This window comes from Burkholderia sp. MSMB1588 (assembly GCF_001546925.1).
In the GTDB taxonomy this organism is placed as follows: Bacteria; Pseudomonadota; Gammaproteobacteria; order Burkholderiales; family Burkholderiaceae; genus Burkholderia; species Burkholderia humptydooensis.
The window spans coordinates 2,005,444-2,030,499 of sequence record NZ_LNJS01000001.1; the positions used below are offsets into that span (position 1 = coordinate 2,005,444).

Below are 25,056 nucleotides of genomic sequence, written 5' to 3' on the forward strand. Positions count from 1 at the left end.
GTTCGTCGATTCGCGTGGGGCGTAACGGCTTGGCGAGTCGGCGGACTGGCGATTGGCGCGAGCCTTGTCGCCGATCCGAGTGATCCGAGTGATTATCGAGTCGCGCGCCGACATCCGGCGTGTCATGCGGCGTGCGTGCCGCGCCGCCGCCATCCGCCACGCGAACGCCGCCGCGCCACCCCGTTCACCGCTTGATCGACACCGTGATCTTCGTGCCGTCGCGCATCGCGATCGACTTCGAGCCGCCCGTCGGGACCGACAGCCATTTGACCTGGCTCACCGATACGACATTCGGGCATTGCAGCGTCTTGCCGTTCACCGTGACCTTCTTCGCGCCGTTCGGCGCGCTCGCCTGGAAGCTCAGTTGCACGTTCGCGACGCCCTTGCTGTCGACGGATGGCGCGAGCCGCACCTGCGCCTGCCGGACCATCGCGCCGTTCGCGTCGCGCGGCAGCGTGTCCGCATTCGGGCACGCGTCGGGCATCGGCACGGCGCCCGACGGCGGCACCGACTTCCAGTTGTAATCGTCGGTTTCGCCGGAGCGGATCTTGCGCGTCTCCTGCATCGTGCCGAACTGCTTCGAGTCGACCTTGACCGTGTATTGAAGCTGGCCGTCGTTGCCGCCCAGCACACTGCCCTTGATGGGCGGCGCCGCATGCGCGGCGAAAGCCGAGAGCAGCACCGCGGCGGCGCACGACGCGACGAGCGGCGACAGAATGCGTTGACTCATGCTGACCTCCTTTTATGACGACGTGCTGCGCGAATCGCCGGGTTATCGATGCATGACGCAATGCCAGTCTAACGCGAAGCGGCACGCGTGGCGCCTGCCGCGCATCGGGTGTTACCCCTGCTTGCACGATCCGCGCCGAGCGTGCGTGGCGCGCGATCACGGGCTCGATACTCGCCTCGGGGCGCTCGCTTCGCGCGGCATCGCCCGGAATGGACGAGATGCATCGCGGATACGTCATACTCGCTCGCATGCTGCCGGAACGTGAAGCCGTCGACGGCGAAGACGCCAAGCGCGCGCACGACAAATTTGATCCATCGCAAATTTTCACGCCTTGTTGCTCGAACCATCGAATCGAGTTGACGGCGACGTCCGGTATCAAACGCTGTCCGCACAAGAGCCGAGAGCCGGAAATCGCCAGCCGGGAATGCGCAGCGATCAGCCACGCCCCGCCCGCCACCGTCCGATCGGACACGCCCGAGCCCTCCCCCTACCCAGGGCTTCCGCATGAAGAGGCATGTCAGGCAAGGCCGAGGATGGAGTCACGCATAGCGGTATCCCATGCGGCGAGGTTACGGATGTTCTTCAGGCTCACCTTCTTGGGCTGCCGACTCTGAGCCAGCCGGGCGAGATTGAGTGTGATCTTGCGCAGACTGGCCATGTTGCGGGCGGCCAGGGTGTCGCGGATCAGGCTGGCATCCTCGCCCCACGAGACATCGAGGACCCAGTGCAGTTGGTTTTCGATGCCCCAATGAGCACGGATGATCGGAGCCATCTCAGTTGCTTTCACCGCTTTCGAGCTGATGTAGTAACAGCGCTCGGTCGTCACTTTCTCGCCAATCTGGCGTGTGCGCTCAAGCATCACCAGCCGCTGGAGACCCGCCCAGTGCTGTCCTGTCCCGCTCAGCCACGCCACATCATCGCTGACCCGGCAAACCCGGGTCTCCAGCCGCCCGTGGCCTTTGTCATGTTCGGTGTGCTCCCAGTACGAGCTTTCGAGCTTGCCGTCCTGGGCAGCCGCAAACCACTGGCGCACGCCTTCGGCCAGTCGCGGCTGATTGTCCTTGACCGCCAGAACGTAGTCGGCCCCGGCCTCCACGATCGTGCGTGCGATCTCGTGCTGCGTGCCGATCGCGTCGATCGTTATCGTCGCGCCCTGCAAATCGAGCGCGGCCAGCAATTCCGGGATCGCCGTGATCTCATTGCTCTTATCGGCCGTGCTCACTTGCCCGAGGCTCAAGCCGTTGTTCGAGCACCATGCCGACACCAAATGCAGCGCCGCATGCGTGCCGCTACGGTTGCCGCGCACCGCCTTGCCGTCAATCGCCACATGCTGGCCAGCCAGCGCCGGACACAGTTGCCCGACCCAGTCGATGAAGCAGCGCTCAAACGCTTTCGCACTGAGCGCGCCGAATACCCGCCGGAACGTATCGGGCGACGGCACGCCGTTCTCATACGCCAGATGGCTACGCAGCCAAGCAAGCTGCGTGCGGCCCCACAGTGTCATCGTTTCCCAGTCCTCCACGCCGCACAGCACCGCGCACAGCGCCGCAAACAGGACTTCCTCCAGCGGATAACGGCAGGCGCGGCAGCGCGGGTCTCGCAGTTCGGCAAACGCGTCCATGATCGTTGGCATCTCTCGTCCGGCAAAAATCGAGAGTAAACCTGAGACGCCAAATGTTTACAACAACCTTTTCCGCTCTCAGCCTTGATTCATGGGGGCCTTCATGCGGAAGCCCTGTCCCCCTACCGCCCGTCCGCTGGCGCTGCGTCGCAACCGGCTACAATAACGGGTTCGCCGCATCCCCTTGGTCGGCGCCGCCACCCGCTCCACCGTGACACTTCCATGACCACGAATCTCGTCGTTCAAAGCACTGCGCCGCTCTCCGACGCGCATTACAAGCCGCTCGCCGCACTCGCGCGCGGCGCGCGCGTCGTTCCGCTCGACGCGCAGTCGATCCGCATCGAGGGCGCCGACCCCGCGCAGCGCGCCGACATCGACGCATACTGCGGCGCGCACGCGCTCGACTACGCGTTCGTCGACGCGGCCCGCAAGCTTGCCGACTTCGGACTCGTCGCGATGGACATGGATTCGACGCTGATCACGATCGAGTGCATCGACGAGATCGCGGACTTCTGCGGCCTGAAAGCCGAAGTCTCGGCGATCACCGAGGCGGCGATGCGCGGCGAGATCAAGGATTTCAACGAGAGCCTGACCCGCCGCGTCGCGCTGCTCGCGGGCCTCGACGCGAGCGCGCTCGAGCGCGTCTACGAAGAACGGCTGCGGCTGTCGCCGGGCGCCGAGTCGATGCTTGCCGGCGTGAAAGCGGCGGGCCTGAAGACGCTGCTCGTATCGGGCGGCTTCACCTTCTTCACCGAGCGCCTGAAGGCGCGGCTCGGCCTCGACTTCGCGCACTCGAACACGCTCGAGATCGTCGACGGCAAGCTGACGGGCAGGGTCGTCGGCGAGATCGTCAACGCGGACGTGAAGGCGCGCGCGGTGCGCGATACGTGCGCGGCGCTCGGCATCGAGCCCGCACGCGCGATCGTCCTCGGCGACGGGTCGAACGATCTGAAGATGATGGCCGCCGGCGGCTTCTCGATCGCGTTTCGCGCGAAGCCGGTCGTGCGCAGCGCGGCGAGCGCCGCGTTCGATCACGTCGGCCTCGACGGATTGCTGCGGCTGTTCTGAGGCCGCGCTCAGGCTCGCCCGGCCCGCGCGCGGCGCGGCCGAAAGAACCGCCGCCGCGGTCCGATGTCGCGCGTTACGCGAACGTTTCGGCGAATGCGCGCTCGATGTCCGCGCGCAAATCGGCTTCATCTTCGAGGCCGACATAGAAACGCACCAGCGTGCCGCGATGCGGCCACTTGCCCGTGCGCATCGACTGAACGTCGTACGGCATCGCGAGGCTGCATGCGCCGCCCCAGCTCCAGCCGATCGCGAACAGCGCGAGCGCCTCGACGAAGCGGTCGACCTGCGCCGCATCGTAGCGCTCGTCGAACACGACCGAGAACAGGCCGCCCGCGCCCGTGAAGTCGCGCATGAAGGCCTCGTGGCCGGGGCAATCGGGCAGTTGCGGATGCAGCACCGCCGCGATCTCCGCACGCGTCTTCAGCCAGCGCGCAAGCGACAGCGCGCTGCGGCCGTGCGCCTCGAAACGCGCCCGCATGCTCGGCAGGCCGCGCAGCACGAGCGAGCAGTCGTCGGCCGACACGCCGATGCCGAGCCGCATCCGCGCAAGCTTCAGCTTCGCGTGCAGTTCGTCGTCGGCGGTGATCGTCGCGCCCATCAGCACGTCGCTGCCGCCCGACTGATACTTCGTCAGCGCCTGCACCGAGATGTCGACGCCGTGCTCGAACGGCTTGAACGCAAGGCCCGCCGAATACGTGTTGTCGATCGCCGTGACGATCCCGCGCGAGTGCGCGACCGCCGTGATCGCCCGCACGTCGGGCACCTCCATCGTCACCGAGCCGGGCGCCTCAAGCCAGATGATGCGCGTGTTCGGCTGGATCAGATCGGCGATGCCCGCACCGATCATCGGATCGTAAAAGCGCGCGGTGATGCCGAAATCCTTCGCCAGCCATTTGCCGAAATCGCCGTTCGGCCCGTATGCGTTGTCCGGAATCAGCACGTCGTCACCTTCCTTGACGAGGCCGAAGTACACGTTCGTGATCGAGGAGAGCCCCGACGGCTGCAACAGCGCGTGCGTGCCGCCTTCGATCTCGGCGAGCCGCTGCGCGAGCGCGAGCGACGTCGGCGTGGCGTGCAACCCGTAGCGCCACTGGCCATCCTGGTGCCAGTCGAGGTTGCGCATCGTCGCGAGATCGGGGAACACGACCGTCGACGCTCGCGCGACCGGCACGACGAACGATTCGAAACCGGCGGGAATGCGATCGTCCGGCTGGACGACGCGCGTCTGGAGCGCGCGCTTGGGAATGGATGCGGTCATCACTGGGAGGGCTCGGCGCAAAACGAGCCGGAAAAGATTGGAAACCCGGCTAGCTTAGCCGGATTCCACACGTTTGGCCCGGTACAGTCGGCGCGGCCGCGACCGTGCCGGCGAGAGGCGCCCGCGCCCGAGACCGATGCGGGAGCGGGGGCAACAGATGGGGCCGGTAAGGGGGACTGGCAAGAGGACCGGCAAGAGACCGCCGAGCCCCGGCCGCATCGCCCAAAACCGTTGAGCTACCCGGCCCGTTGAGCCGCCCGGCAAGCGCCGATCGGCGACCGGGAGACTCGGCCGCCGCGCCGACCCGCCGCGTTCGCTATTCGGCGGTCCGCAGATTGCTCACGCCGTCGATCGACTGCCCCGGACGCCCGCCTGCGGCGCGCCTGCGGCGGCGGGCGCGGGCTGCGCGCCCGCCGCATGCGACGGCGCGGGCGCGCCGCCCGCCGGGCGCAGCGCGACGGGCAGCGGATCCGACTGATCGGCGTTCATCCTGTCGGCGGACAAGCCGCCCGACGCATCGAAGCGGCCGATCCACACGCCCGTGATGTTCGTGCCGTCGTCCGATTCCTCGATCTCGAGCGTGTCGCCGTCGCGATCGCCCGCGAGCAGGACGACCGCCCCCGTGTCGAGATACTGGCACTCGCCATGCACGCCCGGCTCGTCCGTCTTCGGCCCGAGACGCACGACGACCTGCCGGCCGCCGACCGTCCCTTCGTAGCGCGGCAGCCGCGCATACGCCGGATTCGGCTTGAGCGGCGCGGCGGGCGGCGGCGCGTCCGCCTGCGGCGCGGCGGCGGACGCCGCATCGGCCGCGCCCGCGGAAGCCGCCACGCCCTGAGAGGGAGACTGCGCGAACGCGAGCCCCGCCGCCGTCGCAAGTGCGGCGGCGAGCGCCGCGCCGCGGATTCCGGTGATCAGCTTCAACTGCGCGGCCCTCTCGTTACAGACGCTCGAACACCGCGGCGATGCCCTGCCCGCCGCCGATGCACATCGTGACGAGCGCGTAGCGCCCGCCGGTCCGTTGCAGCTCGTACAGCGCCTTCACGGTGATGAGCGCGCCCGTCGCGCCGATCGGATGGCCGAGCGAAATGCCCGAGCCGTTCGGGTTGACCTTCGCCGGATCGAAGCCGAGCTCGCTCGACACCGCGCACGCCTGCGCGGCGAACGCCTCGTTCGCCTCGATCACGTCGAGATCGGCGACCGTGATGCCCGCGCGCTCGAGCGCCTTCTTCGTCGCGGGCACGGGGCCGATGCCCATGTACGCCGGATCGACGCCCGCGTGCGCATACGAGACGAGGCGCGCGAGCGGCTTCGCGCCGCGCTGCTCGGCAACGCTGCGCTCCATCAGCACGACCGCGGCGGCGGCGTCGTTGATGCCCGATGCGTTGCCCGCCGTCACCGTGCCGTTCTCCTTGGCGAACACGGGCTTGAGCTTCGCGAAATCGTCGAGCGACGCGTCGTGGCGCACGTGCTCGTCGGCGTCGAACACGACCGTGCCTTTGCGCGATGCGATCTCGATCGGCAGGATCTGCTCCTTGAAGTAGCCGGACTTCGTCGCATGCGACGCGCGCCGATGCGATTCGACCGCGAGCGCGTCCTGCGCGTCGCGCGTGATCCCGTACTTCGCCGCGACGTTCTCGGCCGTCACGCCCATGTGAATCGACTGAAACGGATCGCTGAGCGCGCCGACCATCATGTCGACGAGCTTCGCGTCGCCCATCCGCTGGCCGAAGCGCGCGACCGGCACCGAGTACGGCGCGCGGCTCATGTTCTCCGCTCCGCCCGCGACCGCGATGTCCGCGTCGCCGAGCAGCACGCCCTGCGCGGCCGACACGATCGCCTGCAGGCCCGAGCCGCAGAGGCGGTTGAGCGTCAGCGCGGGCGCGTGCTGCGCGATGCCGCCGTTGATCGCCGCGACGCGCGCGAGATACATGTCCTTCGGTTCCGTGTGCACGACGTTGCCGAACACGACGTGGCCGACTTCGTCGCCCGACACCTGCGCGCGCGACAGCGCTTCGCGCACGACCCGCGCGCCGAGCTCGGTCGGCGCGAAGTCCTTCAGGCTGCCGCCGAAATCGCCGATCGCGGTGCGTACGCCGCTTACCACCACTACTTCGCGTTGCATCGTTGCCTCCCTCTCTTCTCTTGATGAAAACCGATCGAGCGCGCGACCGCGATCGTGCGCGTCATGCATTCGGACCAGCTCTGGATTCACGCATCGGATCACGCATCCAATAGCCGCTCGACCGCGTCACGCGACGGAATCGGCGCGACCGCGCCGAAGCCTTGCGTCGACAGCGCGGCCGCCGCGTTCGCGTAGCGCGCGGCCGAGAACGGATCGTCGCCTGCGGCGAGCCGCGCGACGAACGCGCCGCCGAAGCAGTCGCCCGCGCCTGTCGCGTCGAGCGCGTCGACGGAGAAGCCGGGCACGGCGCGCCGCTCGTCGGGCGTCGCGACATACGCGCCTTCGCGGCCGAGTTTCAGCGCGACGATGCTCGGCCCCAGGCCGAGCATCGCATCGACGATCGCGTCGCGCTCGACGAGCCCGGTGAGCGCCGTCACGTCATCCCAGCTCGGCAGGCAGACGTCCGTATGGCGCAGCGCCTCCGTCATCACCGCCCGCGCGCGCGGCAGCGGCCAAAGCTTGAGCCGCAGGTTCGTGTCGAAGCTCACGCGCGCGCCGTTCGCACGTGCGTGCCCGATCGCGGCGAACGCCGCATCGCACGCGCTCGTGCTGATCGCGAGGCTCACGCCCGACAGATGCACGAAGCGCGCGGCCGCGAGCGCGTCGAGCGGCAGATCGCGGATCGCGTAGCGGCTCGCGGCCGAGCCCGCGCGCAGATAATCGAACGCGTGGCCGTGCTCGCCGTGCGACACGAAATAGACGCCCGTCGGCGCGCTGCCGTCGATCCGCACGCACGACGTGTCGACGCGCTCGCGACGCCACAGATCGAGCAGCAACCGGCCGAAATGATCGTCGCCGACCGCGGACACGAAACCCGCGCGCGCACCCTGCCGCGCGGCGGCGATGCAGAAGTTCGACGTATCGCCGCCGAAGCCCTGCAGATAGTTCGGCTCGCCCGGCCGCGCCTGATTGAATTCGACCATCGCCTCGCCGAGCGCGAGCACGTCCGGAGACGTCGCCGGCATCGTCAGACCTCGCCCCAAAGATCGTGGCCGTCGGCGCCCGTGATCTTCACGGACACGAAATCGCCGACCTTGTACCGCTTCGACGCCTTCGTTGCCGGCTCGACGTAGACGACGCCGTCGATCTCGGGCGCGTCGGCCGCGGTGCGGCCGACGCCGCCCTCTTCGTTGACCTCGTCGATCAGCACCTTGAGCGTCTTGCCGACCTTGCGTTCGATGCGCGCGGCCGACACCTCCTCGGCGACTTCCATGAAGCGCGCGCGGCGCGCCTCGCGCACGTCGTCGGGCAGCGCGCCGTCGAGCTCGTTCGCGCTCGCACCCTCGACCGGAGAATACGCGAAGCAGCCGACGCGATCGAGCTCCGCCTCGCGAATGAAGTCGAGGAGTGTCTCGAATTGCGCTTCGGTCTCGCCCGGAAAGCCCGCGATGAACGTGCTGCGAATCGTCAGATCCGGACAGATCTCGCGCCACTTCTGCACGCGCTCGAGCACCCGCTCCGCGTTCGCCGGGCGCTTCATGCGCTTGAGCACGTCCGGGTGCGCGTGCTGGAACGGCACGTCGAGATACGGCAGCACGTGGTCCTTGAGCGGGCCTTGCGCCATCATCGGGATGATTTCGTCGACGTGCGGATACGGATACACGTAATGCAGACGCACCCACGCGCCGTACTGCGCGGCGAGTTCGCCGAGCGCGCCGACGAGCTCGGTCATCCGCGTCCTGAGCGGCCGTCCGTTCCAGAAGCCCGTGCGGTACTTGACGTCGACGCCGTACGCGCTCGTGTCCTGCGAGATCACGAGCAGTTCCTTCACGCCGGCCTTGAACAGGTTCTCGGCTTCGAGCATCACCTCGGCGACGGGCCGCGACACGAGATCGCCGCGCATCGACGGAATGATGCAGAACGAGCAGCGGTGATTGCAGCCTTCGGAGATCTTCAGATACGCGTAGTGGCGCGGCGTGAGCTTGATGCCCGCGGCCGGCACGAGATCGACGAACGGATCGTGCGGCTTCGGCAGATGGCTGTGCACGACCTGCATCACTTCGCCGACCGCATGCGGGCCGGTGACGGCGAGCACCTTCGGGTGCACTTCCTCGATGAGGCCGGAGCCGCTCGCGCTCTTCTTCGCGCCGAGGCAGCCGGTGACGATCACCTTGCCGTTTTCCGCGAGCGCTTCGCCAATCGCGTCGAGGCTTTCCTGGACCGCTTCGTCGATGAAGCCGCAGGTGTTGACGACGACGAGATCCGCGCCGTCATAGGTGCCGGAGATTTCGTAGCCTTCGGCGCGCAGTTGCGTGATGATCTGCTCGGAGTCGACGAGCGCCTTTGGGCACCCGAGCGAAACCATGCCCACCTTGGGCGCGGCGAGCGGCTTACCGCGTGATTTCAATGAATTTTCCAACTATCGCTTCCATGCGTGAGGGGACGGCGTCCGGTGGCGGCACGCCTTGGGTTTGCCGGCATTTTACCCTCCGCGCGGCGACGTTTCCCCGAGGGAGCACACCGAGCGCGTCGCCCACCCGGACCGCATGCGTGACGCCGATTGCGAGTTGCTTGGTGACGAGCCTCATGAGCCGGATCGCCCCGACGTAGCACGCGCCCATCGCGCTCGTACACGGCAGACGCGCGAGGCCGGCCGACAGCTTCAGGAGTCGGGTTCGCGAATGCAGCGCGTGCGTCGCAGACGAAACGGCCGCCTGCCCGTCTGCCGCGGCGGCATCATTCGGGCGCATCCCACCCCGAAAAGAAACGGCGCCTGCGCGGCGCCGTTTCCTGCATGCGATTGCGACGTCCGCCCGATGACGCGCGGCAAGCCGCGGCCCCTCGGGCGATGCGCCCGCCGAGCGCAATCGATGCCGCCCCGCCGAGCCGCAAGCGGGTTCACGGAGCGACGACACATGCGGTATCGCAACGCAGCCGGGTCGCATTCCGGCCACGGTCCCGGCGAAAGACGTCGCACGACGTCGCGCGTTGCGTCTACTTTTTCTCCGGCTCGCTGCCCGGCGGCGTCGCCGGCTTGAACGGGAACGAGCTGAACATCGTCTTCGCCTGGTTCTGCATCTGCTCCTGCATCTGCACGAACATGTTCTTCGACTGCTCGATGTAGCTCGTCATCATCCCTTGCATCATCGGCGCCTGCATGTTCATGAACTGCGACCAGACTTCCGGATTCATCGCGTTGTTCTCGTACAGGTTCTTCGACTGGTCGGCAAGCTTGCTCTGGATGTCGATGAACGCCTGGATGTTCTTCTCCAGATACGCGCCCATCATCCCCTGCATCGCATGCCCGTAGAACCGGATGATCTGCGAGAGCATCGACGACGAGAACATCGGCACGCCGCCGCTCTCCTCTTCGAGAATGATCTGCAGCAGGATGCTGCGGGTCAGGTCCTCGCTGCTTTTCGCATCGATGACCTTGAAGTCCTCCTGTTCGAGCACGAGTTGCTTCACGTCGGTCAACGTAATGTAGGTGCTCGTCTCCGTATCGTACAAACGGCGGTTCGGATACTTCTTGATCAGCCGTTCGCCAGTTTTCTTTGTAGTAGTCATGTAACGCCTTTGAGCGCCTGATGCGCGCAGTGACGGCGCCCGGCGCCGCACGCGGGCGCGAGCCGCGCGCGGAACCGGGCGTTCCCGGAACATCCGACCCACACGGCCGGACGGCATGCGCCGCCCGGCCGAATGGCTCAGCCCATATGCAAGCCGCCGTTCAGCGAAAAATCGGCGCCCGTCGCGAAGCCGGACTCTTCCGACGCGAGCCACGCGACGATCGAGCCGATCTCGTCGGGCGAGCCGAGACGGCGCACCGGAATCGTCGCGACGATCTTCTCGAGCACGTCCGGACGGATCGCCTTCACCATGTCCGTGCCGATGTAGCCCGGCGACACCGTGTTGACCGTCACGCCCTTCGTCGCGACCTCCTGTGCGAGCGACATCGTGAAACCGTGAATGCCCGCCTTCGCGGTCGAGTAGTTGGTCTGGCCGAACTGCCCTTTCTGGCCGTTCACCGACGAAATATTGATGATGCGCCCCCAGCCGCGCTCGACCATGCCGTCGATCACCTGCTTCGTGACGTTGAAGAGGCTCGTCAGGTTCGTGTCGATCACGGCCGTCCAGTCTTCGCGCGTCATCTTGCGGAACACGACGTCGCGCGTGATGCCCGCGTTGTTGACGAGCACGTCGATCTCGCCGATCTCGGCCTTCACCTTGTCGAACGCCTGCTTCGTCGAATCCCAGTCGCCGACGTTGCCTTCGGATGCGTAGAAATCGAAGCCGAGCGCCTTCTGGTTCTCGAGCCATTTCACGCGGCGCGGCGAATTCGGGCCGCAGCCCGCGACCACCCGGAAGCCGTCCTTGTGCAGGCGCTGGCAGATGCTCGTACCGATGCCGCCCATGCCGCCCGTTACGTAAGCAATTCGCTGAGACATAACCATCACTCCATTATCGTTTTGAGAAGCGCCGAGCGGCAACCTCTCCGTCGCCTGCATGCCGATCCGCCCGTTCGCCTGGCCGCGCGCCCGTCGGCGCGGCCGGCTCGGGTGCCTCCTGATTGGCGTTACGGGCGCTCGAGCGCGAGCGCGACGCCCATCCCGCCGCCGATGCAAAGCGACGCGAGGCCGCGTTTCGCATCGCGCTTGCGCATCTCGTGCAGCAGCGTGACGAGAATCCGGCAGCCCGACGCGCCGATCGGATGGCCGATCGCGATCGCGCCGCCGTTCACGTTGACCTTCGACGTGTCCCAGCCCATCTGCTTGTGGACCGCGAGCGCCTGCGCGGCGAACGCCTCGTTGATCTCCATCAGGTCGAGGTCGCCGACCGACCAGCCCGCGCGCTCGAGACAGCGGCGCGACGCCGGAACGGGGCCCATGCCCATCACGCTCGGATCGACGCCCGCGTTCGCGTAAGCCTTGATCCGCGCGAGCGGCTCGAGGCCGAGCGCCTCGGCCTTCTTCGCCGACATCACGAGCACCGCGGCCGCGCCGTCGTTGATGCCGGACGCGTTCGCGGCCGTCACCGTGCCGTCCTTCGCGAACGCGGGTTTCAGGCCCGCGAGCGCCTCGGCCGTCACGCCGTGACGCACGAACTCGTCGGTCGCGAAGCGAAGCGGCTCGCCCTTTCGCTGCGGGATCTCGATCGGCACGATCTCGTCGTCGAAGCGGCCCGCCTTCTGCGCGGCTTCCGCCTTGTTCTGCGACAGCGCCGCGAACTGGTCCTGCTCTTCGCGCGTGATCCCGTATTCCTTCGCGACGTTCTCCGCGGTGACGCCCATGTGGTACTTGTTGTAGACGTCCCAAAGGCCGTCGACGATCATGCTGTCGACGAGCTTCGCGTCGCCCATCCGGAAGCCGTCGCGCGAGCCCGGCAGCACGTGCGGCGCGGCGCTCATGTTCTCCTGACCGCCCGCGACGACGATCTCCGCGTCGCCCGCGACGATCGCGTTCGCGGCGAGCATCACGGCCTTCAGGCCGGAGCCGCACACCTTGTTGATCGTCATGCCCGGCACGGCGTTCGGCAGCCCCGCCGCGATCAGCGCCTGACGCGCCGGGTTCTGGCCCGAGCCCGCCGTCAGCACCTGGCCCAGAATCACTTCGCTGATCTGCTCAGGCTTCACGCCCGCACGCGCGAGCACCGCGCGGATCGCGGTCGCGCCGAGCTCGGGCGCGGCGATCTTCGCGAGCGAGCCGCCGAACTTGCCGACCGCGGTGCGCGCGGCCGATACGATCACTACGTCAGTCATTTCACTATCCTCCGAACGAACGCGGCACGGCGCGCCGCGAACCGCCCTGTTAAAAATCGGTGGCGACGCAAAGCGTGCTCCGCCTTCCGTCGTTCGTCAATCGCGTCGCATCACATACCGGCCGGGCGCGGGCTCGATCACCGGGAAGTGCGCGGAGCCGGGCTGCGCGCGCGGCTTCACCTTCTTGCCGCCGTACTGATCGAGCCACTCGATCCACACCGGCCACCAACTGCCCGGATGCTCGACGGCCGCGTCGAGCCAGTCGTTCGCCGATTCCGGCAGCGCCTTTGCATCCGCGTCGTAGCTCCAGTAGCTGCGCTTGTTCTTCGCGGGCGGGTTGATCACGCCCGCGATGTGGCCCGACGCGCCGAGCACGAACTTCAGCGGCCCCGTCAGCAGCGACGTCGATTCGTACGCGGTCTGCCACGGCACGATGTGATCCTCGCGCGAGCCGTAGATGAACGTCGGCACGTCGATCCGCGACAGATCGACGGGCTCGCCGCACACGGTGAGCGCGTCCGCCTCGCGCAGCTTGTTCTCGAGATAGGTGTTCCGCAGATACCACGCGTACATCGGGCCCGGCAGGCTCGTCGAATCGCCGTTCCAGTACAGCAGATCGAACGGCTCGGGCGTGCGGCCCTTCAGGTAGTTGTCGACGACGTAGTTCCACACGAGATCGTTCGGACGCAGAAACGAAAACGTGTTCGCGAACTCGACACCGCGCATCAAGCCCGCCGGCGCGCCGTTCTTGCCGCCGATGGTCTGCTCGCGCATCTGCACGTGCGCTTCGTCGACGAACACGTCGAGAATGCCCGTGTCGGAGAAGTCGAGCATCGCGGTGAGGAGCGTCATCGACGCGGCCGGGTGCTCGCCGCGCGCGGCGAGCACCGCGAGCGCCGTCGCAAGCATCGTGCCGCCGACGCAGAAGCCGAGCGTGTTGATCTGCTCGCGCCCGCTCACCTGCTGGACGACGTCGATCGCGGCGAGCAGGCCCTCGTCCATGTAGTCGTCCCATGTCTTGTGCGCGACCGATGCATCGGCATTGCGCCACGACACGAGGAACACCTGATGGCCGCACGACAGCGCGTGCGCGACGAGCGAGTTCTCGGGCTGCAGATCGAGGATGTAGAACTTGTTGATGCACGGCGGCACGATGAGCAGCGGCCGCTCGAAGACGGTCGGCGTCGTCGGCTTGTACTGGATCAACTGGATCAGATCGTTCTCGTAGACGACCGCGCCTTCCGACACCGCGAGATTCTCGCCGACGACGAACTGCGATTCGTCCGTCTGCGAGATCTTGCCGCGCTGCATGTCGGCGAGCAGGTTCATCATCCCGAGACGCAGGCTCTCGCCCTGCGTCTCGACGAGATTCTTCTGCGCCTCCGGATTGAGCGCGAGGAAGTTGCTCGGCGACGCGGCGGCCGTCCACTGCTGGACCGTGAAGCGGATTCGCTCGCGCGTCTTCGGATCGGTCTCGAGCGCGTCGGCGAGCTCCTGCAGATAGCGTGCGTTCAGCAGATACCAGGCGGCCGCGAATCCGTGCGCGGGCGAAGCCTTCCACGCATCCGAGCTGAAGCGCCGATCCTTCAGTTCAGGAACGGTCGGCGTCGCGACGTTCGCCTGCTGGATCAGCGCGATGCACTCGCGCGAGTAATCGGCCTGAAGCTTCTGCAGCCGCGCGGGCGGCACCGACGCGACGGGCGCGAGCCCGGCGGGCGACGCGGCCGCGCCGGACCAGTCCGGCATCGGCGGCATCTTCGGCATCGCGAACGAAAACGGCTGAGGCGTCTGGAACGCCGCGAACGGCGACTGCGCGGGTGCGCCGCCCGCAGCCGCCCGGGCCGGTTCCGCGAAGCTGCGCCATGCGTCGAGCCAGGACTCGAACAACTGTTGCATGGGCTGGGCCGCCGATCCGGCTGTGTTGCGGCCCTGGGGAGTATCCGTGCGAGAGGACGTCGACGATTTTTTCGATGCTGTCATACCTGCCTTAACGGTGGTTCCTCGGTGGTTCCTCGGTGTTGCCTGCGGGGACCCTGGAAATCCTGCTCGAGCCGCATGAAGTCGACCACCCACTGCGCGCCCCGTCCGGCCGGGCGTCGTGTTCCGGAGCGCTTCTCCAGATTCTGCCGCAGTGCAGTAGTTTTATCATTATCGTTTTCCCCATGTGATCCGTCACCTCCGACAACACATGCTTCGACAACCGGAATGATTGTTGCGGGACGCGCCGCGCGACGCGCGGCGGGGATGTCCGGCCCGTTCGGCCGGCAAGAGCCTAAGCGATCTCGATGACAACCATCGCACGGTGCGGCGCAGCAATCCGCGCGCCGCGGCGCGGCAGGAACAGCGCCGGCATGCCGTCGCGGCCAGTCGCCACGACGCCGCTCGCAACCGACGGCCGTCAGTCGGCGAGCCAGATCATCGCGGCCATCCGGCCCGTCACGCGATCGCGGCGATACGAATAGAAGCGCTCGCGCTCGGTCACCGTGCACGCGGTGCCGCCGCTCACGCGCGTGACGCCGGCACGCGCGAGGCGCAGCCGCGCGAGCGCGTAGAGATCCGCCAGATACTTGCCGGGCGCGTCCGCGCGCGGCGCGAATGCGCGTTCCGTCGCCGCGTAATCGGCGAGCGGCGCCGCATCGAGAAAGGCCGAGCGCACGTCGGCGCCGACTTCGAACGCGGTCGGCCCGATCGCCGGGCCGAGGTACGCGTGCAGGCTGCCGGCGCCGTCGCCCGCCAGCGCCGCGACGCGCTCGGCCGTCTTCTCGACGATACCCGCGACGAGGCCGCGCCAGCCCGCATGCGCGGCGCCGACCGCGCGGCCCGCTTCGTCGCACAGCAGCACCGGCAGGCAGTCGGCGACCATCACGACGCAGACGGCGCCCGGCGTCGCCGCGACGCTCGCATCCGCGCGCACGACGCCGCCCTCGCCCGCATCCGCCGCGCTTGCGGCGAGCACGTCCTCCGCGCGCACGACATCCGTGCCGTGGACCTGCTCGAGCCACGCGGCGCGCGGCTGGCCCGTCAACGCGAGCAGCCGCGCGCGATTCGCATCGACATGCGCGGGATCGTCGCCGGTGTGCCGGCCGAGGTTCATCCCGCCCGCGACCTCGCCGCCCTGACCGCCCCGGCCACCCCAGCCGCTCCACCCGCCATAAGGCGGCTCGCTCACGCCGCCGTTGCGCGTCGAGACGAGCGCGCGCACGCGCGGCGGCGCATGCCAGTCGGGTTGCACGCAATCGGCCAGCGTCAGGGGTCGCAACGTCGTCATCGGCAGTCAGTCCTCATCGTCGTCGGCATACGGGATGCCTTCATCGTAACCGTCGTCATAGACCGCGTCGTCGTCGCCGAATTCCGCATCGTCCGCGCCGAAGCCGAGCGCCTCGACGAGCGCCGCGAGATCGGCCGGCAGCGGCGCGCGCCATTGCATCGTCCGGCCGGTCGCCGGATGAACGAGGCCGAGCCGCCATGCGTGCAGCGCCTGCCGCGCGAAGCCGCCCGGCAGCGGCGTGACCGAGCGCTTGCCGCGCGCGCGGCCGTACACCGGATCGCCGAGCAGCGGATGCCCGACGTGCGCGCAGTGCACGCGGATCTGGTGCGTGCGCCCGGTTTCGAGATCGCAATGGATCGCCGACACCGGCTGACGCTCCCACAGCGTCGTGTCGACCGCGCGGAAATGCGTGCGCGCAGGCTTGCCCGCCGCGCCCGTGACGACCGCCATGCGCGTGCGTTCGCGCGGATCGCGGCCGATCGGCGCGTCGATCGTGCCCTCGTCGGGCATCTGCCCCCACACGAGCGCGAAATAGCGGCGCTTCACCGTGCGCGCCTGCAATTGACGGATCAGATCCGTCTGCGCGGCGAGCGTGCGGGCGACGACCATCAGGCCCGACGTCTCCTTGTCGAGCCGATGCACGATGCCCGCGCGCGGCAGGCCGGCCGCGTCGGCATAGCGGTGCAGCAGGCCGTTGAGCAGCGTACCGCTCCAGTTGCCGGCCGCCGGGTGAACGACGAGGCCGGCCGGCTTGTCGACGACGACGATCGCTTCGTCCTCGTAGACGATCGAAAGCGGCACCGGCTCCGGCGTGAACGCGAGTTGCTCGGGCAACAGATCCGGCAGCAGCTCGATCGTCGCGCCGAGCGGCACGGGCTGCCGGATCTTCGCGGGCGCGCCGTCGACGCGCACGCGGTCCGACTCGATCCACTGCTGCAGACGGCTGCGCGAGAACTCGGGGAACAACTGCGCGAGCGCCTTGTCGAGGCGCTCGCCCGCGAGCGCGGGCGGCACGCCGACGACGCGCGGCGCATCGGCGCCGGCATCGGCGCCCGCTGGCGCGACGAGCGCGTCGCTCGTCAGATCGTCGTCGAGCGAATCGCCGGCAGAAGCGTCGGCGGGGCTGGCGCTTGGGCTATAATCGTCGCGGTTTGACTTGCCCGCACGGGCATTCAACGAACTTGAACGGGTCATTTAAACTGGGTCACTTGAGACTTGAAGCTAGGACAATGCGAGCCCTTTTCACCATGATGCATTCGACCAAACGCGTCGCAAAACCTGCGGCCGCCTGGGCCGCGCTGGCGGCGGCCGCGGTGCTCGTCGCGGGTTGCCACGGCTTGCCGCAGAAGAGCGACGAGACGGCAACCTGGTCGAACAACAAATTATACTCAGAGGCTCAGGATGCATTGACGGGCGGCGACTGGGGCAAGTGCGCGAAATATTTCGAGGCGCTGCAGGGGCGCGACCCGTTCGGCCACTTCGCGCAGCAGGCTCAGATCAACGTCGCCTACTGCAACTGGAAGGACAACGAAACGGCCTCCGCCGACCAGGCGGTCGACCGCTTCATCCAGCTCCACCCGGATCACCCGGATGTCGCGTACGCGTACTACCTGAAGGGGATGATCCACTTCAACGACGACCTCGGTCTCTTCGGCCGCTTCTCCGGCCAGGACATGAGCGAGCGCGATCCGCAGGCGCTGCGCGAATCGTATGACGCGTTCAAGGTCGTCGTCGACCGCTATCCGAAGAGCAAGTACGCGCCCGATGCGGCCGCGCGGATGCGCTACATCGTCAACGCGCTCGCGTCGCACGAAGTGCACGCGGCCGACTACTACTACCGGCGCGGCGCTTATGTCGCGGCGATCAACCGCGCGCAGCTCGCGATCAAGGAATACAAGAACGCGCCGGCGATCGAGGACGCGCTGCACATCATGATGCTGTCGTACGCGAAGCTGAATCAGCCGCAGCTCGCCGACGACACGAAACGCGTGCTCGCGTCGACGTTCCCGGACAGCCCCTACGTCACGGGCCATGCGCGGCCGGGTGCGAAGAAATCGTGGTGGCAGTTCTGAGTTGAGCATCGCGCGTCGCGCTTCGTGCGCGACCGGCGCATGAAAGAAAAACCCGGCCTGGTCGAGCCGGGTTTTTCTTTTTGCGCGCCTGCCCCTGCCGCGCAGGCTCAACGATTACCGCGCGCTCAAGCCTGCTCGGCTTCGCGCCGCTCGGCGAAGAACTCGCGCACGACGTCGATCTCGCGCGTTCGCTTGAAGGGCGGCAGGCTCTGCCAGATACGACGGCCATATGGCTTGTCGACGAGGCGCGTGTCGCAGATCATCAGCACGCCGCGGTCCGTCTCCGCGCGAATCAGCCGCCCCGCGCCCTGCTTCAGCGTGATGACGGCCTGCGGCAACTGATGGACGGCGAACGGGCTCAACCCCTTCTTCGTCAGCGCATCGAGCCGCGCGGCGAGCACCGGATCGTCGGGCGGCGCGAACGGCAGCTTGTCGATCACGACGAGCGACAGCGCGTCGCCGCGCACGTCGACGCCTTCCCAGAAGCTCTGGCTGCCGACGAGAATCGCATTGCCGTATGCGCGGAACCGGTCGAGCAGCTCAGTGCGGCTCGCATCGCCCTGCACGAGGAGCGGCGTGTTCCAGCCGCGCGCCTCGATCGTCTCGCGCAACTTCATGGCGATCCGGTCGACCGCGCGCAGCGTCGTGCACAGCACGAACACGCCGCCGCCCGACGCCTCGATCGCCGGCAGCGCGACGTCGAACACCGCGTCGGTGAACGCGGGCGACGACGGCTGCGGCAGGTTCCGCGGCACGTACAGGAGCCCTTGCGTCTGATAGTCGAACGGGCTCGGCAGCGTCATCGAGCGGCGCGAATTGAGCCCCATCTGCGCCGCGTAGTGCGTGAAATCGCCGCGCACCGACAGCGTCGCCGACGTGAAGATCCACGCGCGCGGCACGCCCGCGCGCTGCTTCGCGAAGATCGGCGCGACGGACAACGGCGTTTCGTGCAACTGGACCGTGTGCGCGAACACCTCGACCCAGCGCACTTTCTCGTTCGGATCGTCGCGCTCGCCCGCTTCCGCAGCGGCCTTCGCATCGGCCGCATCGTCTTTCGCACCGGGCGCAACCCAGCCCGCGAGCAACTCCTGCAGCTCGCGCGCGCGGCGCTGGCAGGCGGCGATCGATTCGGCCCGCTCCGCCTGCCCCGCGAGCGCCGTCGACAGCGCGTCGAGCGCCGAATCGACCGCATCGAGCGCGCCGAAAAGCGGATGGCCGTCGCCCAGTTGCGCGAGCGACATCCGGACGATCCCGTCGTCGGCGAACGCGAGCCGCACGTCGCGCGCCGCACGCTCCAGCGCGCCGCCGAGCTTCACCCATTCGACCGCATCGCGCGCATGCGCGAGCCCCTCGACCACCGCATCGCGCGCGAGCTCGAGCAGTTGCGTCGTCGACAGCGTCTCGCCGAAAAAGAGCGTCGCGGTCTCGGGCAACTGATGCGCCTCGTCGAAGACGATCGTGTTCGCGCTCGGCAGCAATTCGGCCATCCCGGTGTCGCGCAGCATGATGTCGGCGAAGAACAGGTGATGATTGACGACGACGATGTCCGCCTGCTGCGCCTCGCGGCGCGCCTGCATCACGAAGCAGTCCTTGTAATGCGGGCATTCCTGGCCGAGGCAGTTGTCGCGCGTCGACGTGACCATCGACCACACGGGCGACGTCTCCGGCACGCTCGCGAGCTCGGCCTTGTCGCCGCTCTTCGTGATCTTCGCGAAGCGGATGATGTCCTGCAGGTACGCGGTGTCCTGCCGCGACGGCAAGCGGCCGTTGTCGGCCGTGCGTTGCAGATAGTAATGACACAGGTAATTCGCGCGCCCCTTGAGCATCGCGACCGTCACGGGCACCGCGAGCGCGTTGCGCACCGTCGGGATGTCGCGCTGGAACAGTTGATCCTGCAGGTGCTTCGTGCCCGTCGACACGATCACCTTGCCGCCCCAGAGCATCGCCGGCACGAGGTACGCATATGTCTTGCCGGTGCCGGTGCCGGCTTCGACGATCAACGTGTTGTCGCCGTTGTCGCCGTTGTCGGCGCCTTCGTCGCCGGACGACGTGGCGTGCGCATCGTCACGGCCGGCGGATGCGCCGTCTTGCAGGCGCCGCGCGGGGCGCTTGCGCGCCTCGAAGATCTCGGGCTCCGGCATCAGCTTGCCCGATGCTTCCATCGCGGCGGCAACGGCGCGCGCCATGTCGATCTGCGACGCGCGCGGGCGGTAGTTGTCGAGCGCGCGCGCGAACAGGCCGCCGTCGCCGAAGATGGCGTCGAGCTCGACGATGCGCTTCACGCTCGGCGTGTACGCGCCCGCGGCGGCAACGGCGCTGCCGCCGGACGTGCGGGAGCGCGCGGCGGACGAATCGTCGCGCCGCGCGTCGGGAGTGGCATCAAGCGGTGAATTCAAGGCAAGCGGTTCCTAATATCATCCGGCGCCTGCCGCGGCGCCGGCGCTTGCCAGGCCGCGCGTCAAGCGCGCTTATCCGGTTCGAGCTGCGATTGCAGCATGATGATCTTGTCTTTGGCCAGCAGCTTTTCCTTCTTCAGCCGGTGCAGCGCCAGGTCGTCGATGTCGGAGCGTCCCTCTTTCTGCTCGATCTCGCGGGCAAGCTGCTGGTGCAGCTCCTGCAAAGACACCAGTCGGTTGTACAGTTCCTGTTGCGTTTCCGCCGAACGGGTTTGCATACTTGCCTCCTCATTGAATCGGCATGCCGACCGAGCCGCCTGCATGCCCGAGATTGCCTTGCGAAACCACCACCCAACGCTGCCGCGTGTACCCCTGCTGCTAACCGTTACTGCTGCTGTTGCTTCTGCTTCGCCTTCTCGGCGGCCTGCCGCCGGCGTTCGTCGACGTCCGCCTTGTGCTGCGCCGCGTCACGCTGCTTCTGTTCGTAGCGCCCGGCGTTCTCCGCGCGCTGCTGCGCATCCTTCGCCGCCTGCGCGTGCGCCGCGTCGAGCTTGCGCTGGAACTCGGCCTGCTTCGCGTCATACGCCTGCTGGTTCGCCGCGCGTTGCGGCGCCTGCGCGTCGCGCTGCGCGCGCTTGAGCGCGTTTTCCTGCTGCTTGCCTTCGTACGCGGCCGCGTTCGCCTGTTCGTTCGCCGCGCGCTGCGGCGCCTGCGCCTGCCGCTCGGCTTCCTTCAGCGCGAGTTGCCGGTCCCGCTCCTGCGCGCGCACCGCCCGTTGCTCGTCGTCGAGCGCGAGCTGCTCCTGGCTGACGCTCGCGCGCTCGGCCCGCATCGTCTCGCGCGCCTTGTTCAGGCAGTGATTGACGAAAAACGTGCTGTAGCAATCGTGCTGGGCCACCGCATAACGATAATCGTTTTCCGACGCGCGTTGATTGAGCACTTTTTGACGTGCGTCGAAATTCGCCTGCGCGCCGAACGTGCCCGCATCGGATGCGGCGGCGGCAGGCGCCGCGACGGCGGATGCGGACGTCTGCGCGATGCCGGCGACGGGCGCGCAGGAGAGCGTCGCCGCAAGCGCAGCGGCGAACGCGAGAACGGAAAATCGGGAGGTTGGCAACGTCGTAGGAAAGCTGCGGATCATGGGGCGAATTCTAACACCCGCGGCTAGACCCTTTCGCATTTATGGCAAAATGCCCCGCTCCATTCACCCGCCCGGGCCGACTCGAGGGCGCAGCCGGCCGGACCGGGCGATTTCTGCAGGCAGTAGACGCACATCACGACATGACGGAAACCGTAGCACTCAAGATCGTACAGCGCATCGCCGACGAACTGTCGGTCCAGCCCCGGCAAGTCGCCGCGGCAGTGCAACTCCTCGACGAAGGCTCCACCGTTCCGTTCATCGCCCGCTACCGGAAGGAAGTCACGGGCAACCTGGACGACACGCAGTTGCGCCAGCTCGAAGAGCGCCTGCTGTATCTGCGCGAGCTCGAGGAACGCCGCGCGACGATCATCGCGAGCATCGACGAGCAGGGCAAGCTGACGGACGAACTGCGCACGGCGATCGACGCGGCCGACAGCAAGCAGACGCTCGAGGATCTGTACCTGCCGTACAAGCCGAAGCGCCGCACGCGCGCGCAGATCGCCCGGGAAGCCGGGCTCGAGCCGCTCGCGCAGGCGCTCCTCGTGAATCCGCTCCTCGATCCGCAAACGGAGGCCGCCGCCTACGTGAACGCGGACAAAGGCGTCGCCGACGTGAAGGCGGCGCTCGACGGCGCACGCGATATCCTGTCCGAGCAATTCGGCGAGACGGCTGAGCTGCTCGGCAAGCTGCGCGACTACCTGTTCGAGCGCGGCGTCGTGTCGTCGGCCGTCGTCGACGGCAAGGAAGGCGAGGAAGGCGAGAAATTCCGCGACTACTACGACTACTCGGAAACGCTCAAGACCGTGCCGTCGCACCGCGCGCTCGCGCTGTTCCGCGGCCGCAACGCCGGCGTGCTGACCGTGAAGCTCGGCCTCGGCGAGGAGCTCGACGCGCAGGTGCCGCATCCGGGCGAGGCGACGATCGCGCGCCATTTCGGGATCGCGAACCAGAACCGGCCCGCCGACAAGTGGCTGTCCGACGTATGCCGGTGGTGCTGGCGCGTGAAGGTGCAGCCGCACATCGAGACCGAGCTGCTCACGCACCTGCGCGAGACGGCCGAGCACGAAGCGATCCGCGTGTTCGCGCGCAACCTGAAGGACCTGCTGCTCGCCGCGCCCGCGGGCCCGAAGGCCGTGATCGGTCTCGACCCCGGCCTGCGCACGGGCGTGAAGGTTGCCGTCGTCGATCGCACGGGCAAGGTGCTCGCGACCGACACGATCTATCCGCACGAGCCGCGCCGCGACTGGGACGGCTCGATCGCAAAGCTCGCGCGCCTCGCCGCGCACACGCAGGCGGAGCTCGTCAGCATCGGCAACGGCACCGCGTCGCGCGAAACCGACAAGCTCGCGAGCGAGCTGATCGCACGGCATCCCGAGCTCAAGCTGCAGAAGATCGTCGTGTCGGAGGCGGGCGCGTCCGTCTACTCGGCGTCGGAGCTCGCCGCGAAGGAATTCCCCGAGCTCGACGTGTCGCTGCGCGGCGCCGTATCGATCGCGCGCCGGCTGCAGGACCCGCTCGCCGAACTCGTGAAGATCGAGCCGAAGGCGATCGGCGTCGGCCAGTATCAGCACGACGTGAACCAGCGCGAGCTCGCGCGGTCGCTCGACGCGGTCGTCGAGGACTGCGTGAACGCGGTCGGCGTCGACGCGAACACCGCATCGGCCGCCCTCCTCGCACGCGTGTCGGGCCTGAACCCGACGCTCGCGCGCAACATCGTCGACTACCGCGACGCAAACGGCCCGTTCCCGTCGCGCGAGCATCTGCGCCGCGTGCCGCGCCTCGGCGACAAGACGTTCGAGCAGGCGGCGGGCTTCCTGCGCATCAATGGCGGCGAGAATCCGCTCGACCGCTCGTCGGTGCACCCGGAGGCGTACCCCGTCGTCGAGCGGATGCTCGCGAAGATCAGCAAGCGCATTGACGACGTGCTCGGCAACCGCGACGCGCTCGCGGGCCTGTCGCCCGCCGAATTCGTCGACGAACGCTTCGGATTGCCGACCGTGCGCGACATCCTGTCCGAGCTCGAGAAGCCCGGCCGCGATCCGCGGCCCGAATTCAAGACCGCGACGTTCCGCGAAGGTGTCGAGAAAGTGTCGGATCTCGCGCCGGGGATGGTGCTGGAAGGCGTGGTGACGAACGTTGCGGCGTTCGGCGCGTTCGTCGACATCGGCGTGCATCAGGACGGGCTCGTCCATGTGTCCGCGATGTCGACGAAATTCATCAAGGATCCTCACGAAGTCGTGAAGGCGGGCCAGGTCGTCAAGGTGAAGGTGCTCGACGTCGACGTGAAGCGCCAGCGGATTTCGCTGACGATGCGGCTCGACGACGACGCGGCGCCGAGCACGGCCGGCAATCGCGGTGGCGCGGAGCGCGGCGGCGCGCGGCCGCAGCGCTCGCGCGAGCCGGAGCCGGCGGGCGCGATGGCCGCCGCGTTCGCGAAGCTCAAGCAGCCGCGTTGAGCGCGACGCGCCAGTCACGAAAAAGCCCGCTTCAAAGCGGGCTTTTTTGTGACACGCGGCGTCTGGATCGACGGGGGGCGATTCGGCATCTCCGCCCGATAGCGCTGGCATCGATTCCTGTCGCGCGAAAGCGGTGGAACGCGCCGCACGTCGACAACGAACGGCGCGCGGCACTCGCCGCTCAGATCTCGATCTTCGTGCCGAGCTCGACGACGCGGTTCGCCGGGATCGCGAAGAAATCGGTCGGCTTCGCGGCGTTCTGATGCATCCACGCGAACACGCGCTCGCGCCAGATCGACATGCCCGGCAGATGGGTCGGCACGACGGTTTCGCGCGCGAGGAAGAACGACGTGTCCATCAGCTCGAACGTCATTCCGCGCTGACGCGCGACCTCCTCGAGCACCGCCTTCACGTCCGGCGTTTCGTTGAAGCCGTATTCCGCCTTGACGATGTAGAGTCCTTCACCCGCATCGTGAATCGTCACCCGTTCGTCGTCCTTCACATACGGGATGTCGCGCGTGACGAATGTCATGAAGATGGTCCGCTCGTGCAGCACCTTGTTGTGCTTCAGGTTGTGCAGAAGGCTCACAGGCACCAGCGTGTCGTTGCCCGTCAGATAGATCGCCGTGCCCGACACGCGGTGCGGCGGATGCGCGAGCAGCCCCTGAAGGAACGGCGCGAGTGGAATGCCGTCGGCGGCGGTGCGCTCCTTGACGATATGACGGCCCTTGTACCAGGTCATCAACAGGAAGAACAGCAGCGCGCCGATGCCGAGCGGCAGCCAGCCGCCCTGCTCGACCTTCAGCAGGTTCGCGCCGAAGAAGCCGAGGTCGACGACGAGGAACACGCCGATGATCACCGCGACGAGCAGCTTGTTCCAGTTCCAGACCTTCACCATCACGACCGCGGCGAGGATCGTCGTGATCACCATCGTCGCCGTCACCGCGATGCCGTACGCGGCCGCGAGGTTGTCGGAACTCTTGAAGCCGATCACGATGCAGAGGATCACGAACAGCAGCAGCCAGTTGACGACGGGCACGTAGATCTGCCCGATCGCGAGACGGGGGGCGATTCGGCATCTCCGCCCGATAGCGCTGGCATCGATTCCTGTCGCGCGAAAGCGGTGGAACGCGCCGCACGTCGACAACGAACGGCGCGCGGCACTC

The 25,056-nt window shown here is 67.8% G+C and carries 18 protein-coding genes and 2 pseudogenes; 3 read left to right on the top strand and 17 right to left on the bottom strand.

Translation table 11 applies throughout. From position 1 onward, the window contains the following. Nucleotides 1-184: 184 nt before the first annotated feature. Both WS92_RS20800 and WS92_RS20805 read right to left on the bottom strand, forming a co-directional pair. On the bottom strand, nt 185-730 hold the full coding sequence (locus WS92_RS20800; protein WP_059930834.1) for a DUF6013 family protein: 546 nt from the start codon (nt 728-730) through the stop codon (nt 185-187). A gap of 517 nt (nt 731-1,247) precedes the next feature. Next, the gene (locus tag WS92_RS20805; protein WP_059930687.1) at nt 1,248-2,363 is read right to left on the bottom strand and encodes an ISAs1 family transposase; all 1,116 of its coding nucleotides are present in this window, start codon (nt 2,361-2,363) and stop codon (nt 1,248-1,250) included. Between the two features lie 210 nt (nt 2,364-2,573). Here WS92_RS20805 and serB point away from each other — a divergent pair, with 210 nt between their 5' ends. Beyond that, on the top strand, nt 2,574-3,419 hold the full coding sequence (serB, locus tag WS92_RS20810) for a phosphoserine phosphatase SerB (RefSeq protein WP_059934685.1): 846 nt from the start codon (nt 2,574-2,576) through the stop codon (nt 3,417-3,419). Between the two features lie 73 nt (nt 3,420-3,492). Here serB and WS92_RS20815 read toward each other — a convergent pair whose 3' ends face one another. The 11 genes and pseudogenes from WS92_RS20815 to WS92_RS20870 form a co-directional block, all read right to left on the bottom strand. Beyond that, nucleotides 3,493-4,677 (bottom strand): cystathionine beta-lyase, encoded by a 1,185-nt coding sequence (locus tag WS92_RS20815; RefSeq protein WP_059934684.1) that lies wholly within the window; start codon nt 4,675-4,677, stop codon nt 3,493-3,495. A 316-nt stretch (nt 4,678-4,993) separates the two neighbouring features. Continuing rightward, nucleotides 4,994-5,601: pseudogene (locus WS92_RS20820) on the bottom strand (hypothetical protein). Nucleotides 5,602-5,617: 16 nt separating this feature from the next. Further along, nucleotides 5,618-6,802, bottom strand: a complete 1,185-nt coding sequence (bktB, locus tag WS92_RS20825; protein WP_059934683.1) for a beta-ketothiolase BktB — start codon at nt 6,800-6,802, stop codon at nt 5,618-5,620. Nucleotides 6,803-6,900: 98 nt separating this feature from the next. After that, entirely contained in the window at nt 6,901-7,827 is a 927-nt protein-coding gene (locus tag WS92_RS20830; protein ID WP_059934682.1) for a sugar kinase, read from the bottom strand. Nucleotides 7,828-7,829: 2 nt separating this feature from the next. Further along, nucleotides 7,830-9,221 carry a 30S ribosomal protein S12 methylthiotransferase RimO gene (gene rimO, locus WS92_RS20835; RefSeq protein WP_082744109.1) on the bottom strand — a complete coding sequence of 464 codons (1,392 nt, stop codon included), beginning with the start codon at nt 9,219-9,221 and terminating at the stop codon, nt 7,830-7,832. A 575-nt stretch (nt 9,222-9,796) separates the two neighbouring features. Continuing rightward, on the bottom strand, nt 9,797-10,369 hold the full coding sequence (gene phaR / locus WS92_RS20845; protein ID WP_015602025.1) for a polyhydroxyalkanoate synthesis repressor PhaR: 573 nt from the start codon (nt 10,367-10,369) through the stop codon (nt 9,797-9,799). A gap of 137 nt (nt 10,370-10,506) precedes the next feature. Then, nucleotides 10,507-11,247, bottom strand: a complete 741-nt coding sequence (locus WS92_RS20850; protein WP_009912154.1) for a 3-ketoacyl-ACP reductase — start codon at nt 11,245-11,247, stop codon at nt 10,507-10,509. A gap of 128 nt (nt 11,248-11,375) precedes the next feature. Beyond that, nucleotides 11,376-12,557, bottom strand: coding sequence for an acetyl-CoA C-acetyltransferase (locus WS92_RS20855; protein ID WP_015601259.1), 1,182 nt, complete (start codon nt 12,555-12,557; stop codon nt 11,376-11,378). 96 nt (nt 12,558-12,653) lie between these two features. After that, entirely contained in the window at nt 12,654-14,453 is a 1,800-nt protein-coding gene (gene phaC / locus WS92_RS20860) for a class I poly(R)-hydroxyalkanoic acid synthase (RefSeq protein ID WP_059934680.1), read from the bottom strand. 502 nt (nt 14,454-14,955) lie between these two features. After that, the gene (gene pgeF / locus WS92_RS20865; RefSeq protein ID WP_059934679.1) at nt 14,956-15,825 is read right to left on the bottom strand and encodes a peptidoglycan editing factor PgeF; all 870 of its coding nucleotides are present in this window, start codon (nt 15,823-15,825) and stop codon (nt 14,956-14,958) included. A gap of 6 nt (nt 15,826-15,831) precedes the next feature. Further along, nucleotides 15,832-17,019: an RluA family pseudouridine synthase gene (locus tag WS92_RS20870; RefSeq protein ID WP_059934678.1), complete on the bottom strand. Its 1,188-nt coding sequence runs from the start codon at nt 17,017-17,019 to the stop codon at nt 15,832-15,834. 53 nt (nt 17,020-17,072) lie between these two features. Between WS92_RS20870 and WS92_RS20875 the strand changes: the two genes are divergently transcribed. Further along, nucleotides 17,073-17,897, top strand: coding sequence for an outer membrane protein assembly factor BamD (locus tag WS92_RS20875; protein ID WP_059934677.1), 825 nt, complete (start codon nt 17,073-17,075; stop codon nt 17,895-17,897). A 125-nt stretch (nt 17,898-18,022) separates the two neighbouring features. Here WS92_RS20875 and WS92_RS20880 read toward each other — a convergent pair whose 3' ends face one another. The 3 genes from WS92_RS20880 to WS92_RS20890 form a co-directional block, all read right to left on the bottom strand. Continuing rightward, nucleotides 18,023-20,293 carry a DNA repair helicase YoaA gene (locus tag WS92_RS20880; RefSeq protein WP_059934676.1) on the bottom strand — a complete coding sequence of 757 codons (2,271 nt, stop codon included), beginning with the start codon at nt 20,291-20,293 and terminating at the stop codon, nt 18,023-18,025. A 62-nt stretch (nt 20,294-20,355) separates the two neighbouring features. After that, nucleotides 20,356-20,571 (bottom strand): HP1242/YdcH family protein, encoded by a 216-nt coding sequence (locus WS92_RS20885; RefSeq protein ID WP_006026948.1) that lies wholly within the window; start codon nt 20,569-20,571, stop codon nt 20,356-20,358. A gap of 107 nt (nt 20,572-20,678) precedes the next feature. Beyond that, nucleotides 20,679-21,434, bottom strand: a complete 756-nt coding sequence (locus WS92_RS20890) for a hypothetical protein (RefSeq protein WP_059934675.1) — start codon at nt 21,432-21,434, stop codon at nt 20,679-20,681. 140 nt (nt 21,435-21,574) lie between these two features. On the opposite strand from WS92_RS20890, the gene WS92_RS20895 reads away from it, so the two are divergent. Continuing rightward, complete coding sequence (locus WS92_RS20895) at nt 21,575-23,890, top strand: Tex family protein (RefSeq protein WP_059934674.1); 2,316 nt, start codon at nt 21,575-21,577, stop codon at nt 23,888-23,890. Nucleotides 23,891-24,071: 181 nt separating this feature from the next. On the opposite strand, the pseudogene WS92_RS20900 reads toward WS92_RS20895, so the two are convergent. Then, a pseudogene (locus WS92_RS20900) lies at nt 24,072-24,950 on the bottom strand (KUP/HAK/KT family potassium transporter); the annotation flags it as partial. Nucleotides 24,951-25,056 lie beyond the last annotated feature (106 nt).